The 15149-nt window shown below is 64.1% G+C and carries 14 protein-coding genes; 7 read left to right on the top strand and 7 right to left on the bottom strand.

Features of this window, described 5'->3' with window-relative positions; translation table 11 throughout:
- Nucleotides 1-32: 32 nt before the first annotated feature.
- Nucleotides 33-1133, bottom strand: coding sequence for a glycosyltransferase family protein (locus tag M9799_RS10295; protein ID WP_231041588.1), 1101 nt, complete (start codon nt 1131-1133; stop codon nt 33-35).
- Nucleotides 1130-2236 (bottom strand): non-hydrolyzing UDP-N-acetylglucosamine 2-epimerase, encoded by a 1107-nt coding sequence (gene wecB, locus M9799_RS10300; protein WP_231041589.1) that lies wholly within the window; start codon nt 2234-2236, stop codon nt 1130-1132. The genes M9799_RS10295 and wecB overlap by 4 nt, the downstream gene beginning before the upstream one ends.
- Nucleotides 2237-2757: 521 nt before the next feature.
- Between wecB and M9799_RS10305 the strand changes: the two genes are divergently transcribed.
- A complete protein-coding gene (locus M9799_RS10305) occupies nt 2758-4449 on the top strand; it encodes a hypothetical protein (protein ID WP_231041590.1) in 1692 nt (563 codons plus the stop codon).
- Nucleotides 4450-4502: 53 nt separating this feature from the next.
- On the opposite strand, the gene M9799_RS10310 is transcribed toward M9799_RS10305, so the two are convergent.
- From M9799_RS10310 to M9799_RS10325, 4 genes are all read right to left on the bottom strand, one after another.
- Nucleotides 4503-4877: a GtrA family protein gene (locus M9799_RS10310; RefSeq protein WP_231041591.1), complete on the bottom strand. Its 375-nt coding sequence runs from the start codon at nt 4875-4877 to the stop codon at nt 4503-4505.
- 4 nt (nt 4878-4881) lie between these two features.
- Nucleotides 4882-5856: a glycosyltransferase family 2 protein gene (locus M9799_RS10315; protein WP_231041592.1), complete on the bottom strand. Its 975-nt coding sequence runs from the start codon at nt 5854-5856 to the stop codon at nt 4882-4884.
- A 249-nt stretch (nt 5857-6105) separates the two neighbouring features.
- Nucleotides 6106-7191, bottom strand: a complete 1086-nt coding sequence (locus tag M9799_RS10320) for a TFIIB-type zinc ribbon-containing protein (RefSeq protein ID WP_255662410.1) — start codon at nt 7189-7191, stop codon at nt 6106-6108.
- A 117-nt stretch (nt 7192-7308) separates the two neighbouring features.
- Nucleotides 7309-8457: an SPFH and helix-turn-helix domain-containing protein gene (locus tag M9799_RS10325; protein ID WP_231041594.1), complete on the bottom strand. Its 1149-nt coding sequence runs from the start codon at nt 8455-8457 to the stop codon at nt 7309-7311.
- Nucleotides 8458-8660: 203 nt separating this feature from the next.
- Here M9799_RS10325 and glyQ point away from each other — a divergent pair, with 203 nt between their 5' ends.
- Genes glyQ through M9799_RS10355 form a run of 6 tightly spaced genes read left to right on the top strand, consistent with a single transcriptional unit; the run spans nt 8661 to nt 14518 of the window.
- On the top strand, nt 8661-9599 hold the full coding sequence (glyQ, locus tag M9799_RS10330) for a glycine--tRNA ligase subunit alpha (protein ID WP_231041595.1): 939 nt from the start codon (nt 8661-8663) through the stop codon (nt 9597-9599).
- Nucleotides 9600-9622: 23 nt separating this feature from the next.
- Nucleotides 9623-11734 (top strand): glycine--tRNA ligase subunit beta, encoded by a 2112-nt coding sequence (gene glyS, locus M9799_RS10335; protein ID WP_231041596.1) that lies wholly within the window; start codon nt 9623-9625, stop codon nt 11732-11734.
- A gap of 10 nt (nt 11735-11744) precedes the next feature.
- On the top strand, nt 11745-12302 hold the full coding sequence (locus M9799_RS10340) for a D-glycero-alpha-D-manno-heptose-1,7-bisphosphate 7-phosphatase (protein WP_231041597.1): 558 nt from the start codon (nt 11745-11747) through the stop codon (nt 12300-12302).
- Nucleotides 12303-12342: 40 nt separating this feature from the next.
- Nucleotides 12343-13083: a lysophospholipid acyltransferase family protein gene (locus tag M9799_RS10345; protein WP_231041598.1), complete on the top strand. Its 741-nt coding sequence runs from the start codon at nt 12343-12345 to the stop codon at nt 13081-13083.
- A 7-nt stretch (nt 13084-13090) separates the two neighbouring features.
- The gene (locus tag M9799_RS10350) at nt 13091-14023 is read left to right on the top strand and encodes a M48 family metallopeptidase (RefSeq protein ID WP_231041599.1); all 933 of its coding nucleotides are present in this window, start codon (nt 13091-13093) and stop codon (nt 14021-14023) included.
- Between the two features lie 54 nt (nt 14024-14077).
- Complete coding sequence (locus M9799_RS10355; protein ID WP_231041600.1) at nt 14078-14518, top strand: rhodanese-like domain-containing protein; 441 nt, start codon at nt 14078-14080, stop codon at nt 14516-14518.
- 54 nt (nt 14519-14572) lie between these two features.
- Here M9799_RS10355 and lysM read toward each other — a convergent pair whose 3' ends face one another.
- On the bottom strand, nt 14573-15076 hold the full coding sequence (gene lysM / locus M9799_RS10360) for a peptidoglycan-binding protein LysM (protein WP_231041601.1): 504 nt from the start codon (nt 15074-15076) through the stop codon (nt 14573-14575).
- Nucleotides 15077-15149: the final 73 nt, after the last annotated feature.

Consider the following 15149-nt stretch of genomic DNA (forward strand, 5'->3'; position numbering starts at 1 on the left):
AGGTGCGCAGCCGCCTGCCGTGCCAGCGGCGCTCATGGCAGGAGCTGCGCCGCGTCGAAGCGGCGCTTCCAGGTGTTGCGGGCCGCGAATTCCCGCGCGGCGGCGCAATCGTTCGCCAGCGCCAGCGCCGCGTCGGCCAGTGCGGCGGTGTCCTGCTCCGACAGGCTGATGAAGGTGCCGGGTTCCTGCGCGCGCAGCGCCATTTCGCCAAACCGGGTGGAGATCACCGGCAGATTCAGCGCGCGGTATTCATAGAACTTGATGGGATCGACCGAGGCCGTCAGGTCATTGCTGAGGAAGGGAATCAGGCCCACATCGAATTCGCGCATCGCACCGAGTGCCGCCGGATGCGAGCGCCCCGGCAGCAGTTCGATGTTCCCGGGCAGCGCCGCCGGCGCGGCATGGAATACCGGCCCGATCAGGCGGACCACGTCCAGAGGCCGTGCCCGGGCCAGCGCGATCACCCAGTTCCAGTCGAACCAGCTGGCGATCGTGCCGGCATAGCCGAACACCTTGGCCTGCAGGCCGTGGTCGCGCACGCGCGGCGCGGGCATCAGCCTGTCGTCGAGCGCATTCGCGACGCAACGCAGGTCGGGCCGCAAAGGGCTCCAGCATTGCTGCAGGCGCGTGCTCGTGACCCAAAGCGTATCGACCTGGCGCACCAGCTTTCTTTCGCGCCGGGCCATGGCCCGGCGCGAGATTCCGGTGTAGAACGCCGGGAACTCGTCCATTGCGTCATAGAGCGAATGCGCGTTCTTGAGCCGCTCGAGCACGGCCAGCGCGAATACGCTCGGCTTGCCGGCCACGACCAGCGTGTCGTGGCCGCGGGCAAAGCGCTCGAGCGCCATGAGCGTCGGGTGCCAAAAGACATTGATCCAGCCTGAGCCGGGCAGAGGCTCGATCGGCAACGCCAGCGGCTTGAGCACGCGCAGCCAGCGCGGCGGTGCTTGCGCGGCAGGTGTCGCGGCCAGGTGGATGCGCCGCAGATCCGACAGCCGGGGCAGCCGCGTGGGGTAGGGGTCGACCCAGATCGTCTCGCTGCCGGTGCGCGCGTGGAACCACTCGACGAATTTCTGCGGGCGCTGGGCGAAACTGGCCCAGGGCACCGGAGAAAGATAGATCAGGCGGTTCACGCGAAGTGCTCCCGCAGGGCCTTGATGATGCGCCCCGAGGCCCGCCCGTCGCCATAGGGCGATATCCCGCGCGCCATCGCGCGGTAGGCCTGCTCGTCGTCGAGCAGGCGCTGCGCTTCGCTGACGATGCGGTCGTGGTTCGGCCCCACCAGCTTGACCACCCCCTGGTCCACGGCCTCGGGGCGTTCGGTCTCGTCGCGCAGCACCAGCACTGGCTTGCCCAGCGCCGGCGCCTCCTCCTGCACGCCGCCGGAATCGCTGATGATCAGGTAGGCCTGCTTCATGGCCGCCACGAAGGGCGCGTAGTCCAGCGGATCGCACAGGCGGATGTTGGGGCAGCCGCCCAGCAGCTCGTGGGCCACATCCCTGACGTTCGGATTCGGATGCACCGGATAGAGGAACTGCACCTCGGGGTTGGCGGTGGCCAGCGTGCGCAGCGCGCGGCAGATCTCGCGCAGCGGTGCGCCGAAGTTCTCGCGCCGGTGCGAGGTGACGAGCACCAGGCGCTTTCGCGCATCGATGTCGATGCCGATCCGCAGTTCCCTGGCGGCAGCCATCAGCAAGGCATCGATCACGGTATTGCCGGTGACCAGCAGGTTCCGGTCCGCCACGCCTTCGCGCAGCAGGTTCTGGCGCGAGCCCTCGGTGGGCGCGAAATGCCAGTGCGCGAGCTTGCCGGCAATCACCCGGTTGGCCTCCTCGGGAAAGGGGTTGTGCATGTTCCAGGTGCGCAGCCCCGCTTCCACATGGCCGACGGGAATATGATGATAGAAACAAGCCAGTGCCACCGTCATCACGGTGGTGGTATCTCCCTGTACCAAGGTCACATCGGGATTCTCTTTTTCCAGTATCTGATTCACCTCGAGCAGCAGGCGGCCGGTTAAAGTGGTCAATGCCTGATTGGGAAGCATGATGTCCAGATCGATATCGGGCTTGATACCGAAGAAGTTCAGCACCTGGTCAAGCATGTTGCGATGCTGGGCTGTGGCCAGCACCCGGACCTGCGCCCAAGGCTCATTCTTCATAGCCAGAATGACAGGCGCCATTTTTATGGCTTCCGGACGTGTGCCTACCACACATAAAACACTCTTTTTCTCGGGCATTTCGATTCCTTGGAAGGACAGGCGCGGCTGAAGGACTTGCTCGTCAGAAGCCTTCGTGGATTATTAGGAAGCTCGTTCTCCGATTTCTATGGTTTTTCTGTAGATTCGCACGGTGAAATATTGCTTAGGAATATGCGGCAGTGCTGTAATCTTCGATTTTCAATACGTTGTTGCTCTGCAAGGTCAAATTGGTCAAATCGAAATAATGCGGCCGAATTCATGGCCTCGAATGCTTCGGGTGATTATCGCAGTTGCAAAGGATGGGGTAATTCCCTGCAAGCATGTGAAAATCCGATGATTATGTAGGAGCCGCGCTTGAACGTTCCATTGGCGAAGCAGGTCTTGCACCCGCAGGCGTGACGTGGTCACTGAAGCCTGGACCGCTTGCAAGTCTCCGCAGGGGTCTGGGCCAATGCGCACGCTTGGCCAGAGAAGCCATCGCAGTGACATGCACCATGTACGCCCGGTTCGTCTACAGAGTGTTACACTTGATGCCAATTCCGTCTTTTTGCTTCTTCTCCATGCAAATGCTCACTGCGTTCGATGCCCGAAAATTATCGGTGGCGGAATATGCGGCCCTTACTTTGATGGCGGTTGCATCTGCGGCAGTCGCCACACTCCTCAACAAGTATTTTCCGCTGCCGCAGGCGGTATTCCTCGCTTGCTGGTGCCTGGTCGTGGTGCTGCTCTCGCTGGCGCTAGCCCGCTCGATGGGCAATGCTTGGCAGAGTAAAAACCTGCCTGCGAAATTGTTCGTTGGTTTTTTGCTGATTGCGATTTTTATATCAGCACTTAAACCCACTTCCACAGGATTTTCCAGGCACGATGAAATTTACAGCTGGGGCATGTGGGGAGTGCAGCATGCATTGGGAAAGCAGCCCGACCTGTACTATACGGGTGCCGCATACCCACAATTCTTCTCATACGAGATCGCTTCCGTTTTCCTCGCGCAAGGCACTCACTTTTCACATTTTTTCGCCAAATTGATTGCTGGTTTGCCCAGCCTGTTGATCATCATCGTGCTGGGTGATTTCGTGGCGAAAAGCCAGCGCAGCTGGGTCAACTGGCTTACGTTGCTGCTATCCATTGGCGCCATCGCCAGTATTGCCAACCTGTTGTACTGGGCATATGCAGATCCGTTGGCAAGCGCCTTGTTGATCACCAGTCTCGCATTGATCCTGCAATATGCAAGGCGCCGTGAGTTGCGCCTGATGGTATTAGCAAGCGCCTGCGCGTTGATGGCGGCGCTGACCAAGCAGCCTGGATTGGTATGGTGTTTTGCTTCACTGCCGGCCATGGCGGCCTATGGAGTCTGGCGCTTGGGCTGGAAGAAGGAGGTGCTCGCTCCCTGCATTGCAGCAATGGCCCTGGCTGCCATCTGGCCGGTTTTTCTGGCCCCTTCGTTTGCCAGCAACCAAGGTGTGATGGACATTGTCACGAAAAACGGAGGCATCGTCGATTCGGTCTTCAAGTCGGTGAAGACATACGTTCTAGCAAGTCCAGGCATAGGATTCATACTGATCCTTCCAGTTTTGCTTGCTTTCAGGAGCAAGCCTCTTCGGTTTTCTTGGCTGTTTTTTGTATTTCCTTATCTGATCATCTGGTTCGCGCTCGGTTCATATGAACTGCGTCACGGAATGCATGTGATATTGATGTCTGTCTTGCTGGTCATGCATGCGTTGACATCGCAGTATCCCTTGGTTGAAAACCCTGCTTCTGCGCAGCAAGGTAGCGGGATGATCGAGCGTCACTGGATGGCTTGTGTTTCGTTCCTTCTCGTCATCCTGAGCATGTTTTTGGCATATCACCGCAATGCCGATGCGTTGAAGGATGGCAATAGAGCGATCTTCATTTCCCAATTCGGTTCTGATGCTGCGGAGGTTTTCGACGGAATCGTTGGCAGCCAGAGCCATGTTTTCGCATTCAGTAACTATCAATATGGAATATTCTTCAACCGGACTCCGTTGTTCCGCTTGGATGCGAAAGAGAAAAATGTTTCGGTGCAGACGCTCAGAAGCCATCTTCTGACTTCTCGATCGGCCTATGTATTCACTGCGGGTGATTGGGATTACGGGTCGTTTTCTGCAAATTTTCAAGCTCTCTCTCAAATGTGCCCGGAAGCTTTACAGTTGATGAAGAAATCCGAAGTGCAGCCTCAATTTTCAATTTACAGGGTGCATCAGGAATCCCTGCTGTCACGGTGCCAGCCTTAGTTCCAATAGGCATGAGGCTGACAGGCGGAGCGTTTGCAATGCCGTCAGTGTCTTCATGTATTGTTGGCCGGGTTCCTGTAGATCCAGTGCTTGCTGAAAAAATAACCATTGATGGCAACCAATGGCAAGGACAGGATCTTTCCCAGGATAGCCATGTCGAGCCAGGCATGGAAAATTGAAACAGTCAGGAGCGTGAGACAGTAGTTGGCCAAGACCACGCAAAGGTAGCGCACGAGCGACCCGTGCGAGTAAATGGCCTTGAAAGTCAGATTCATGTGCAGAAGGAAATTGACGCACAGACTTGCCGCAAAGCCTGCCGTTGTGGCGAGAATATAGTTCGTTTCCGACAGGATGAGCAGCTGCATCAGCCCGATGTCGAGCAGCGCGCAGAAAACGCCAATTGCCATATAAGTCATGAACTGGCGCATGTCGTCATTTGCCGCGGCGTGCAGAGGATAGATACGGAGAAATGGGTCGACGCGGGACAGAAGCTATGTCGTAGGAAATAAAGGAAAGAATCAACTGCAGTCCCATCAATGTCGGCATTGCTGCGAGCATTACCGTCCCGGCGGGAGTGGAGATCCCCTGATGGAAGGAGTTGAGCCAATGGTAACCACCATAGCTTATGCCGAAACCCAGCAGGGCAAGGCCCAGTGGCAGTTCCATGGATGCCAGCGACATATCGCGCAGGTAATAGTTATAGAAAATTCGCTTGAAAGAATTCTTCAAGTGCTTTATAAAAAATTCCCCTGCTACCCTGCTGATCTTCAGATTGCTTTTTTCATCCCCATATTTTGCGTCCATCGGAATGTCGACGACCACGGCACGCATGTTGTTCAATCTGAAAAGCATGTCCGTCTCGAAAAAATAGCGGCGACTTATCTTGTCGAAAGGCAAGTGGTGCGCAGTATTCGCGTGAATGGCGGTGAAGCCATTGGTCGGGTCGAAAAGATTCCAGTAGCCTGAGGATAATTTGCACATCAAAGACAATACCGCGTTGCCGAACAAGCGCATGGCAGGCATGGAACGAATTTTTTCAAGATTGAAAAATCTATTGCCTTTGGTGTAGTCTGCTTCTCCGGCTGCAATAGGGGCTGCGAATTCCATGATCAGTTCCGGATCCATCTGGCCGTCACCATCGATCTTGACCAGAATATCCATATCGTCCGTGAGGGCTGCCCGGTAGCCGGTCATCACGGCGCCGCCAACACCCTGGTTCATGCTGTGGCGAATGACGGTGACGCGCTCATCCCTGCAGTGGGTTTCGACATGGCTGCCGGAACTTTCAGGACAACAGTCGTCCACCACATAGATTCGGCTCACCTCGGGGCCTATGGCATCGATGACACCCAGAATATGTGCGCGCACCTTGTAACTGGGGATGATGACGGCGATGGCTTGCTGCATATGAATAGTAGGTTCCGACCTATTGCCTGGAACAGGAGGCCTGCAACCTCGAAATGGAAAGGGTGAGCCCCGCCATTCATCAAGCGAATACAACGCTGTTTCCAGAAGTTACGAGGCTGCTGCGAATCTTACTTGAATGCCTTTGCAGGCCGACAATACCGGCACAGGGCAAACATGCAAAGCACATGCATGGCTCGTTGGTAGTGCGGCCGGTGCATACACATCACGCGCAAGCTCTGCAAATGCCGGCTATTGGTTCGCCGACAGCAGCAGCAGACCGATCAGCAGCGCGAAAAGCACGACCAGCGCGATCTTCACCCAGCTGTAAGGCTGCTCGCCGGCGATCTGCCCGGTATAGCCGTTGGCCACGATCTGGTAGCTCTTGCTGCCATAGGTGTAGCCCACGAGCCAGACCGGCATCAGCGTGTGCTTGAAGGTCCGGCCCTGGTAGCGGGCCTGCACGCGCAGGTTGCGCTGGGTGTCGCCGGGCACCTGCTGCGCGCACAGCTGGCGCACCGCGGCGTCCATCTCCTGCTGGTTGATCCCGGCCGCCTGGCCCAGGTCGACCTGGTAGCGCTCGACGGTCCAGCCGCGCACGAATTCGGGCGTGTAGGGCTTGAGGTCGGTGGTGGTCGGGAAGGGCTCGATCCTGCGCAGCAGCGCGGCATGCACGCCCACCGTGCCCGGCACCAGCGCGTCATCGAAGAAATGCGCGAGATTCCCCGCGGCGGGCTCCCAGCGCACATGCTGGACCTGGCGGGTCTGCAGGTTGCCGTTGGCGTCGCGGTAGGTCTCGGTGGTGTAGTAGAAAAAGCCCGCCTCGGCCTCCCAGGCGGCCTGCACATGGGCGTCGAAGGTCCAGTAGGGCAGGTACAGGCCCTTGAGGGTGTCGGTCAGCGCGGCATTCTTGAGCTTGCCGGGCGCGAACCAGCGCGAGCCATACCACTTGCGGATCGCGTCGCGCACCTGGGGCTCGCTGATCTTGAACGGCAGGATGCTTTGCGGCGTGATCGCGTCGTTGCGCTCCTCGTGCGCGACGATCGCCGGCGAGCCGCAGAAATCGCAGCGCTGGGCCGTGCGCCCGTCGATGAACACCGAGATCGCGCGGCAGTTCTGGCACTGCACTTCCTGGCGCTCGGCACCCCACCCGCGGCCGGATTGCGGATGCCGCAGCGCGGCCGCGAGGTCCTGCTCGACCACGGCGTTGCCCAGCTCCTCGCGCTGCGCCTCGGTCCAGGGCACCAGCGTGCCGCAGTAGGGGCACCGCAGCGACTGGGCCTTGGGGCTCCATTCGAGGTTGGCGCCGCATTCGGGGCAGGGATGCCTGCCGACCAGCGCGGGGCGGGGCGCGTCGGGCGCTGCCGTGAAGCCGGCATCGGAGGAGCGGGAGGGTTCTGGATTCACGGCCATGGCATCTGGGCACCAGGGCGGCGCCGGTCGATCTGCAGGAAGTCAGCCGCGCAGGTATTCGTCGAGGGCGCCTTGCGCGATGCGCCAGCTGCTGCCGATCCTGCGCGCCTTGAGCTGGCCGGACTCGATTTCGGCCATCACATCGGGCAGGCCCACGCCCAGCAGCTGTGCCACCTGCTCGGGCGTGAGCACCTGAAGCGCGGCGGCCGATGCCGCGCCGGCCGAAGCCGCGGCAGCCGGAGCCGCAGGGGCCTGGGCAGCCTGGGCGGCGGCTGGCGAGAATGGGTCCGGCGCCGAAGCCGTGCCCGTGCCCGGAGCGCCAGTGCCCGCGGGCTGGGACTGCATGCCGCGCATCATCTCCTGCGCCATGCCGAAGCCCATGGCCATGGTCGCGGGCATGGTGGCCGCGGCGGCGCCTTCGCCGCCGGCGCCCATGGCCTGGCCCATCTGGTATTTCACATAGTCGTTGAGGTTGCCGATGGCGCCCATGCTCGAGCGCTTGTCGATGGCCTGCTCGACTTCGGGCGGCACCGACACGTTCTCGAGAATGAAGCTGCTGATCTCCAGGCCGTACTTCTCGCGCATGGCCGGGTTGATCAGCTGCAGCAGCGCCTCGCCCAGGTCGCCGTAGCGCGTGGCCACGTCGAGCACCGGCACGTGGGCCTTGGCCAGGGCCTCGGTGAACACGCTGACGATGCGCGAGCGCATGGTGTCGGCGAACTCGTCGAGCCGGAAGTTCTGGTCGGTGCCGGCGACCTCCCTGAGGAATTTCGGCGCCTCGACGATGCGGAAGTCATAGGAGCCGAAGGCGCGGATGCGCACCACGCCGAAGTCCTTGTCGCGCAGCATCACCGGGTTGGCCGTGCCCCACTTGTTGCCCGTGAACAGCCGCGTGTTGAGGTAGTAGATGTCGCACTTGAAGGGCGACTGGAAGCCGTACTTCCAGCCCTGCAGCGTCGACAGGATCGGCACGTTCTGCGTGGTGAGCGTGTGCCGGCCGGGCTGGAACAGGTCGGCGAACTGGCCTTCCGAGACGAACTGCACCTGCTGCGACTCGCGCACGATCAGCTGCGCGCCGTTCTTGATTTCCTTGTCCTGGTCGGGCCAGCGGTAGGACAGCGTGTCGCGCGAGTCATCGGTCCATTCGATGACTTCGATCAGTTGCTTGGTGATGATGTTCAGCAGACTCATGGATCGCCCTGGAGTTTCAAACCTTCGGTCCATTGTAGGGGCCGGTCCGGCGTCCTCGGCGTAGGTTTTGGCCGCCTGGCGCGCATGCCCATGGGGGCCAGGCCAGGCGCTTGATGCGGGGGCCGGCATAAAATCACGGTTTACGCGCATTGCGCGCGCACCTAACGTAAGCGCAGGACGGCCTGCCGCAAGCTCTAGAAGTCATGCTGACATTCCAACAAATCATCCTGAAACTGCAGTCGTACTGGGACGCCCAGGGCTGCGCCCTGTTGCAGCCCTATGACATGGAAGTGGGCGCGGGCACCTCGCATACCGCGACTTTCCTGCGCGCCCTGGGCCCCGAGCCCTGGAAGGCGGCCTATGTCCAGCCCAGCCGCCGCCCCAAGGACGGCCGCTACGGCGAGAACCCGAACCGCCTGCAGCACTACTACCAGTACCAGGTGGTGCTCAAGCCCGCGCCCGACAACATCCTCGAGCTCTACCTGGGCTCGCTCGAAGCGCTGGGCTTCGATCTGAAGAAGAACGACATCCGCTTCGTCGAGGACGATTGGGAGAATCCGACGCTCGGCGCCTGGGGCCTGGGCTGGGAAGTCTGGCTCAACGGCATGGAAGTGACGCAGTTCACCTATTTCCAGCAGGTCGGCGGCATCGACTGCAAGCCCGCGACCGGCGAGATCACCTATGGCCTGGAGCGCCTGGCGATGTACCTGCAGGGCGTGGACAACGTCTACAACCTGCAGTGGACCGACACGCTGACCTATGGCGATGTCTACCACCAGAACGAGGTCGAACAGTCGACCTACAACTTCGAGCATGCCGACGCCGACTTCCTGTTCACCGCCTTTGCCGCGCATGAAAAGCAGGCCCAGCACCTGATGACCCAGTCGCTGCCGCTGCCGGCCTACGAGCAGGTGCTCAAGGCCGCGCACAGCTTCAACCTGCTGGATGCGCGCGGCGCGATCTCCGTGACCGAGCGCGCGGCCTATATCGGCCGCATCCGCAACCTGGCGCGTGCCGTCGCCAAGGCCTACCTCGACAGCCGCGCGCGCCTGGGCTTCCCGATGGCGCCCAGGGCCTGGGCCGAGGAAGTGCTGGCCGAGCTGGCCAAGGCCGAGCAATCCGCCGGCAAGAAGGCCGCCTGAGGCGTTGCGACAGAGACATCACCATGAACCATCCGAATCTTCTCGTTGAACTGTTTGTCGAAGAACTGCCCCCGAAGGTGCTGCAAAAGCTCGGCGACGCCTTTGCCGGCGTGCTGTTCGAGCAGTTGGCGGCCCAGGGCCTGACCAGCGCTGGCTCGCGCCTGACGGCTTACGCCTCGCCGCGCCGCCTGGCCGCGCACATCACCGAGGTCGCCCCGCAGGCGGCCGACAAGGCCGTGTCGCAAAAGCTCATGCCCGCCACCGTGGGCCTGACGGCCGACGGCCAGGCCACGCCCGCACTGCTCAAGAAGCTCGCGGCGCTGGGCGCCGACGCCGCGGCCGTGTCCGGCCTGCAGCGCGTGCATGACGGCAAGGCCGAGGTGCTGTATTTCGAGAGCACGGCGCGCGGCGCGCAGCTCACGGACGGCCTGCAGAAGGCGCTGGACGAAGCCATTGCCAAACTGCCCATCCCCAAGGTCATGCGCTACCAGCTGCAGGACGGCTGGAGCAGCGTGCACTTCGTGCGCCCGGCCCACGGGCTGGTCGCGCTGCACGGCACGCAGGTGCTGGTCGGCGTCAAGGCGCTGGGCCTGACGGCCGGCGCCGCCACCCACGGCCACCGCTTCGAGGCCAGCGTCGACCCGGTGGTCGTCGAGAGCGCCGACAGCTATGCGCAGCAACTGGCCGAGCAGGGCGCGGTCATTGCCAGCTTCGCCGAGCGCCGCGCCGAGATCGCGCGCCAGCTGCAGGCCGCGGCCGCGCTGGTCGGCGGCGGCGTGCGCCCGATCGAAGACGAGGCGCTGCTCGACGAAGTCACGGCTTTGGTCGAGCGCCCGCATGTGCTGATCTGCGAGTTCGAACAGGAATTCCTGGGCGTGCCGCAGGAGTGCCTGATCCTGACCATGAAGGCCAACCAGAAGTACTTCCCGCTGCTGGCCGCCGACGGCAGGCTGACGCACCAGTTCCTGGTGGTGAGCAACATCAGCCCGGCCGATGCCAGCGCCGTCATTGGCGGTAACGAGCGCGTCGTGCGCCCGCGCCTGGCCGATGCCAAGTTCTTCTTCGACCAGGACCGCAAGAAGACCCTGGCCTCGCGCGTCGAGGGCCTGGGCAAGGTGGTCTACCACAACAAGCTCGGCACCCAGGGCGAGCGCGTCGAGCGCGTGCGCGCCATTGCCAAGTCCATTGCCCAGCAGCTGGGCGACAGCGCCCTGGCGCGCCAGGCGGACCTGGCGGCGCAGCTGGCGAAGACCGATCTGGTGACCGACATGGTCGGCGAATTCCCCGAACTCCAGGGCACCATGGGCCGCTACTACGCGCTCAACGATGGTCTGGACCAGGCGGTGGCCGACGCGATCGAAGACCATTACAAGCCGCGCTTCGCCGGCGACGAGCTGCCGCGCAATGACGTCGGCGTGGTCGTGGCGCTGGCCGACAAGCTGGAGACACTGGTCGGCATGTTCGGCATCGGCAACCTGCCCACCGGCGACCGCGATCCCTTCGCGCTGCGCCGCCATGCGCTGGGCGTGGTGCGCATGCTGGTCGAGAAGGACCTGCCGCTGGACCTCGAGACCCTGCTGGTGAGCGCCACCCCGGCGTTCGGCGACAGGATCGCCGACGCCACGCCGGCGCTGGCCGACTTCATCTACGACCGCCTGGCCGGCAATCTGCGCGAGCAGGGCTTCAGCGCCCAGCAGGTCGATGCGGTGCTGGCGCTGCGCCCGCAGCGCCTGGCGGAAGTGCAAAAGCGCCTCGACGCGGTGCGCGCGTTTGCCGCGCTGCCCGAGGCGCCGGCGCTGGCCGCGGCCAACAAGCGCGTGGGCAACATCCTGAAGAAGGCCGAAGGCGCGGTGCAGGCGCAGGTCGATGCCGGCCGCCTGCTTGAAACCGTGGAAAAGGACCTGTACCAGGCGCTGCAGACCAGCGTGCCGCGCGCCGATGCGCAGTTCGCCGAGGGCGACTACACCGCCAGCCTGCAGACGCTGGCGGTGCTGCGCGCGCCCGTCGATGCCTTCTTCGACCAGGTCATGGTCAATGCCGACGACCCGGCGCTCAAGGCCAACCGCCTGGGCCTGCTGGCGACGCTGCACGAAGCCATGAACCGCGTGGCCGACCTGTCGCGCCTCGCCAGCTGAGCCCCCGCGCATGAAGCTTGCCATTCTCGACCGTGACGGCACGCTGGGCACGGCGGGCCCCGCGGACGCTGGCTGGGCCGCGCTGCCCGGCGCGCTGGAAGCCGTGGCGCGGCTCAACCGCGCGGGCTGGCATGTGGTGCTGGCCACCAACCAGCCCGGGCTGGCGCTGGGCGAGCTGGGCATGGCCGAGCTCAATGCGCTGCACGCCAGCATGCACCGCGCGCTGGGCGCGGTCGGCGCGCGCATCGAGGCGGTGTTCTACTGCCCGCATGGGCCGGAGGAAGGCTGCGGCTGCCGCCAGCCCGCGCCCGGGCTGCTGCGGCAGATCGGCGAGCGCTATGGGGCCGAGCCGCATGAAACCTGGGTGATCGGCAGCAGTGCCGACCATCTGCAGGCCGGCGCGCAGCTGGGCGCCCATCTGCATCTGGTGTGCGAGCAGACCGCGGCCACGCTGCAGGCCGGCCAGCCGCTGCCCGCCGAATTCCCGCCGCAGGTGCGCGCGCATGCGAGCCTCGGGCAACTCGTCGCCAGCCTGCTGCCGCAGGACGACCTGCCGCCGCCGGCCTGATGCCGCGCACCGTCCTTTCATTGTTGGAACCGATTTCGCCATGCCACTGATCCGCTCCGTGATTCACATGCTCTGGATGGCTGTGACCTGCATTCCGTACACGCTGACCATCCTCGTGGCGCGGCTGTTCGGCGCCTCGGCGCGCACGCGCTACCGCATCGCGCGTGCCTGGCTCAAGCTGAGCGTGGACAGCGCCGGCTGGTTCATGGGCGTGCGCTACCGGGTGCAGGGCATGGAGCATCTGCCGGCCGATCCGCGGCAGGGCGTGGTGCTGCTGGTCAAGCACCAGTCCACTTACGAGACCTTCCTGATGCCGGCCATCATGCCGCGCCCGCTGGCCTATGTGTTCAAGAAGGAGCTGCTGCGGGTGCCGTTCTTCGGCTGGTCCATCGGCAGCCTGGACATGATCCACATCAACCGCTCCGATGGCTCGCGCGCCTTCCACAAGGTGGTGGAGCAGGGCAAGCGCCTGCTGGCCCAGGGCACCTGGGTCATCATGTTCCCCGAGGGCACGCGCGTGCCGCGCGGCGAGAAGGGCAGCTACAAGTCCGGTGCGACGCGCCTGGCGATCATGGCCGGCGTGCCGGTGGTGCCGGTGGCCGTGACCTCGGCCAAATGCTGGCCGCGCAAGGCCTTCATCAAGCGCCCGGGGGTGGTTGACGTGAGCGTGGGCCCGCAGATCGCGACCACCGGCCGCAAGCACGACGAGCTGATGCTCGAAGTCGAAGCCTGGATCGAGGGCGAGATGCAGCGCCTCGATCCCGAGGCCTACGCGCGTTGAGCTGCACATGACCGGCGTGCTGCAGCGTGCCTGGGAGTGGCTGGCGCCGCCCGAGGTGCCGCTGGTCGACGGCCGGCTCGTCAAGCGCGGGCGCCGCGCGCCGGCCGCTCCGGTGCCGGCACCCGCATCCGTACCCTTGGCGCTGCTGCTGGAGCCGCCGCGCGCACCGGTGGAGCCGGTGGCGCCGCCCGCATTCGTGCATCCCCTGGCCAATCAGCACCTGCTGCTGTCGGGCATTCCCGTCGGTTACCGGCTCGAACGCAGCCGCCGGCGCAGCATCGGCATGACGGTGCGCATCGAGGGCCTGCAGGTGCGCGCGCCGCTGGGCACCAGCCTGGCCGCGGTGCAGCAGGTGCTGCAGGGCAAGGCGGACTGGATCCTGCGCAAGCTGGCCGAGCAGCGCCAGCGCGGGCTGGAGCAGCAGGGCGCGCGCCTGCAGTGGGGGGCGCAGACCGCGCTGCCCTATCTGGGCGCCTCGCTGGCGCTGCAGCTGGCGGCGCCGCTGCCGGCGCGCACCGCGGCGCAGCTGCGGCCCGATGGCGTGCTGCAGCTGGCGCTGGCCGCCGATGCGCCGCCCGGGCAGATCCGCCGCCGCGTGCATGCCTGGTGGCTGCAGGAGGCACGCCGGGACTTCACCGCGCGCCTGGAACATTTCGCGCCGCTGCTCGGCGTGCAGTGGCGCAGCCTGGGCCTGTCGAGCGCGCGCACGCGCTGGGGCAGCGCGCGCAGCGACGGCTCCATCCGGCTGAACTGGCGCCTGCTGCACTACGCGCCCGAGATCATCGATTACGTCGTGGTGCACGAGCTGTCGCACCTGCGGCACATGGACCACAGCCCGCGCTTCTGGGCCACGGTGGGCAGCGTGCTGCCCGACTACCGCGCGCTGCGCCAGCGGCTGCGCGATCAGGCGGCCCCGGCCTGGGACGATGGCGATGAATGACGGCGCGTGGGGCCTGGCTGGCGGCCCGGGCCGGGTTCTGCGAGACTTGGCACCATGACTGATCCAAAGATTTCCGATTCTTCGACGGCCGGCGCCGTGCGCCCCGCCCAGGGCTATGCCGGCGATCTGCCCGCGCCGCTGGCCTGGCAATGGGTGCAGCAGGGCCAGGCGGTGCTGGTCGACGTGCGCACCGATGCCGAGCGCGAATGGGTGGGGCGGGTGCCGGGCGCGGTGCCCGTGGCCTGGAAGCAATGGCCGGGCATGGCGGCGAATGCCGATTTCGACGCGCAGCTGCGTGCGGCGGTGCCCGAGGGCATGAAGGTGGTGCTGCTGTGCCGCAGCGGCGTGCGCTCGGTGGCGGCGGCACAGCGCGCGGCGGCGCTGGGCCTGGAGGCCTACAACATCCTGGAAGGTTTCGAGGGCGATGCCGACGAGAACGGCCAGCGCGGCAAGCTGGGGGGCTGGCGCCGCGCGGGGCTGCCCTGGCGGCAATGAGCGACACGACGTGAAAACGGGCCCCGAGGCCCGTTTTTCAATGCATACCGAAGTTTATTGTGCAGGAATGCGCAGCTTCTGGCCCGGGTAGATCTTGTCCGGATGCGTCAGCATCGGCTTGTTGGCCTCGAAGATCACGGGGTACTTGTTGGCGTCGCCATAATATTTCTTGGCAATGGCCGACAGCGTATCGCCGCGCACCACGTCGTGGTATTGCGCTTCGGGTTCGGGGTTGGTCACGTTCATCTGGTTGTCGACCGAGGTCACGTTGGCGACGTTGCCGCAGCACAGCGTGATCTTTTCCTTGGCGGCCTGGTTCGGGGCGTCGCCCGTGACGGTGACCTTGCCCTGGGTGCCGTCGAAAGTCACCTTGAGGTTGCTGGCGCCCAGCTTCTGGGTGGCGATGTAGGCTTCGATGGCGCTGGCCGCCTTGAGGTTCAGGTCCTGCTGCGATGCGCCCGGAGTGGGCGCGGCGCCTGCGGCCGGCGCTGCCGCCTGGGCTTCCTTGCCGCCAAAAAGTTTCTCGCCGGCTTCCTTGATGAAGTTGAAAAGACCCATGGATGACTCCTGTAAAAGCAAAGAACCTTCACTCTAGCCCCGCTTCCTGAAGCTCCGCGTCGGATAACAACCT

This window comes from Comamonas endophytica, assembly GCF_023634805.2.
GTDB classification, from domain to species: domain Bacteria; phylum Pseudomonadota; class Gammaproteobacteria; order Burkholderiales; family Burkholderiaceae_C; genus Comamonas; species Comamonas endophytica.

What these genes read in the sequence shown, in the direction of transcription:
- wecB (WP_231041589.1), bottom strand. Translation starts at nt 2,236, where the DNA reads ATGCCCGAGAAAAAGAGTGTTTTATGTGTGGTAGGCACACGTCCGGAA.
- M9799_RS10305 (WP_231041590.1), top strand. Translation starts at nt 2,758, where the DNA reads ATGCAAATGCTCACTGCGTTCGATGCCCGAAAATTATCGGTGGCGGAA.
- M9799_RS10310 (WP_231041591.1), bottom strand. Translation starts at nt 4,877, where the DNA reads ATGCGCCAGTTCATGACTTATATGGCAATTGGCGTTTTCTGCGCGCTG.
- M9799_RS10315 (WP_231041592.1), bottom strand. Translation starts at nt 5,856, where the DNA reads ATGCAGCAAGCCATCGCCGTCATCATCCCCAGTTACAAGGTGCGCGCA.
- M9799_RS10325 (WP_231041594.1), bottom strand. Translation starts at nt 8,457, where the DNA reads ATGAGTCTGCTGAACATCATCACCAAGCAACTGATCGAAGTCATCGAA.
- glyQ (WP_231041595.1), top strand. Translation starts at nt 8,661, where the DNA reads ATGCTGACATTCCAACAAATCATCCTGAAACTGCAGTCGTACTGGGAC.
- glyS (WP_231041596.1), top strand. Translation starts at nt 9,623, where the DNA reads ATGAACCATCCGAATCTTCTCGTTGAACTGTTTGTCGAAGAACTGCCC.
- M9799_RS10340 (WP_231041597.1), top strand. Translation starts at nt 11,745, where the DNA reads ATGAAGCTTGCCATTCTCGACCGTGACGGCACGCTGGGCACGGCGGGC.
- M9799_RS10345 (WP_231041598.1), top strand. Translation starts at nt 12,343, where the DNA reads ATGCCACTGATCCGCTCCGTGATTCACATGCTCTGGATGGCTGTGACC.
- M9799_RS10350 (WP_231041599.1), top strand. Translation starts at nt 13,091, where the DNA reads ATGACCGGCGTGCTGCAGCGTGCCTGGGAGTGGCTGGCGCCGCCCGAG.
- M9799_RS10355 (WP_231041600.1), top strand. Translation starts at nt 14,078, where the DNA reads ATGACTGATCCAAAGATTTCCGATTCTTCGACGGCCGGCGCCGTGCGC.
- lysM (WP_231041601.1), bottom strand. Translation starts at nt 15,076, where the DNA reads ATGGGTCTTTTCAACTTCATCAAGGAAGCCGGCGAGAAACTTTTTGGC.